1 protein-coding gene is annotated in these 762 nt (G+C 43.8%); it reads left to right on the forward strand.

The window, feature by feature from the left end:
- A partial coding sequence (locus tag ACT3RM_RS18075) for an IS4 family transposase (RefSeq protein ID WP_444511543.1) occupies positions 1–762 on the forward strand: 762 nt, incomplete at both ends.

Here is a 762-nt window from a genome sequence, read left to right on the forward strand (position 1 = left end):
GCGTATTGATCGACTACTCAATAACCACGAGCTTTTGCGTGAATCGACATCGGTTTATGTTCGCTTAAGCCGTTTTGTGGTCACTGAAAAGCATCCCGTCATATTGGTTGATTGGAGTCATGCAGATACACAAACCAAATACTGTATTCTGCGTGCTAGCATTGTCAGTGAAGGTCGCTCTTTGACCTTATACCAGGAAAGTGCATTCAGCTTTCAATATCATTGCCCAAAAGTACAAAAACGGTTCTTGAAGATGCTCAAACTGATCTTGCCGAGTGATTGTCGGCCCGTTATTGTTACGGATGCGGGCTTTAAAGTTCCTTGGCTCAAAGCCGTGCGAAACAATGACTGGCATTATATTAGCCGAGTTCGAGGTACGGCACACTTGAAAACGCAGGGCAGCGATGAGTTTGTTCCATGCCAGTCACTATTCAAGAGCAATCAACGTAAGAGCCAGTATCTTGGCGCGACCGAGCTGACCAAAAGTGCAAAATATCAAACGCATGCAGTGTTGGTTGGCAAGGGACATAAGTTATTAAAAAGAGATAAAGAACGCGGTTATAAAGAGCCTTGGCTACTCGTTTCTTCACTTCCAAAAAGGCACCATTTTCTCGAAAAAGTGCTCAAGCTATATGGTATGAGAATGCAGATAGAGGCAGGGTTTCGAGATCAAAAAAGTGTTAGATTCGGCTTAGGCTCAGATCTGCACAGAACGAACAAACTCAATCGATTAGACATACTTTTACTGCTCGCAACTCTGGT

This window comes from Pseudoalteromonas sp. AOP7-A1-14, assembly GCF_052376275.1.
In the GTDB taxonomy this organism is placed as follows: Bacteria; Pseudomonadota; Gammaproteobacteria; order Enterobacterales; family Alteromonadaceae; genus Pseudoalteromonas.